Here is a 1063-nt window from a genome sequence, read left to right as displayed (position 1 = left end):
GGAAGTTCGTTGTGTGACTGTAGGTGACCGCTGAAGTGGGCATAGAACCCTTTGGTATGCAAGAGGTTGAAGGAAGCACGGCGCGGCTGCCGGTACATGATGTCGTTGTGACGCAAGAAAACGAACAACAGCAGCCGCTGCCAGGATAGCCCGAGGAGAAGACCGATCTCCTGGACTCGGGCGCCGACCTGTTCGTGGGGTCTGCTCCGACGAGGCGTTGCATGGCTGGTTCTTGGGTGGACCCCGTGCCTGTCCACATAGACACGGGTTCGGTTTCCACTGAACCTCTTGCATCCTGCGTGTGTCTTGTTGAGCTGCAGGTTGTTTGCAGGGTGAGTGCCTGATGGGCGCGGAAGAAGCTCCTGGTTGAACGGCAGGTGCTACCGCTACCGCGACCTCCACCAGGAGCCTCAGTGCTTTTCTACCCTGCGGTGCTGCCGTTGTCGACAGCCACCCTGACCCGCGTGTCGGCCCTCATTCGCACCCACCGTAAGACCATCCGCTCCCGATGGCGCCGCCTCACCCCGGGGCGACCAGGCACTCCTCATGCTCGCCTACCTGCACAAAGGCGAGCGACTGCGGACCCTGGCGGACGGTTTCGGGATCTCGGAGGCGACCGCCTGGCGCCGGGTCCGCGAGACCATCGGCCTACTCGCGGCCAAAGCGACCGGACTGCGCCAGGCACTGCGGCGGGCGAAAAGCGACGGCTGGGCGTTCGTGATCCTCGACGGCACGCTCATCCGCACGCAGCGCCATCGGCTCGACCGGCCCTTCCACTCTGGCAAGCACCGCCACCACGGTATGAATCTTCAGGCCATCGCCTCGCCGACCGGGGAGCTGCTGTGGGTTTCGGGGCCATACGCGGATCGATCCACGACACCGCCGCAGCCGGAATCTGGATGCTGCCCCGGTTCATCCGGGAAGCGGGTCTGTTCGACCTGGCATGAGCTGCATCGGTGGCGACCTATGGGGTTGCGCGACGCTGGTCATGGACCTGACTGATCCGGGGCTTACCCCTTTGATGTTGACACCGTCCTATGCGGCGAGGGCGAGGCTAGCCTGC

1 pseudogene is annotated in these 1063 nt (G+C 64.2%); it reads left to right on the top strand.

Features of this window, described 5'->3' with window-relative positions:
• Positions 1–540: 540 nt before the first annotated feature.
• Positions 541–1002 (top strand): annotated as a pseudogene (locus ACYVK3_RS21360) (transposase family protein); the annotation flags it as partial.
• Between the last annotated feature and the right edge of the window lie 61 nt (positions 1003–1063).

It is taken from the genome of Glycomyces tarimensis (assembly GCF_054776215.1).
This window is presented reverse-complemented; position numbering and strand designations above follow the sequence as displayed.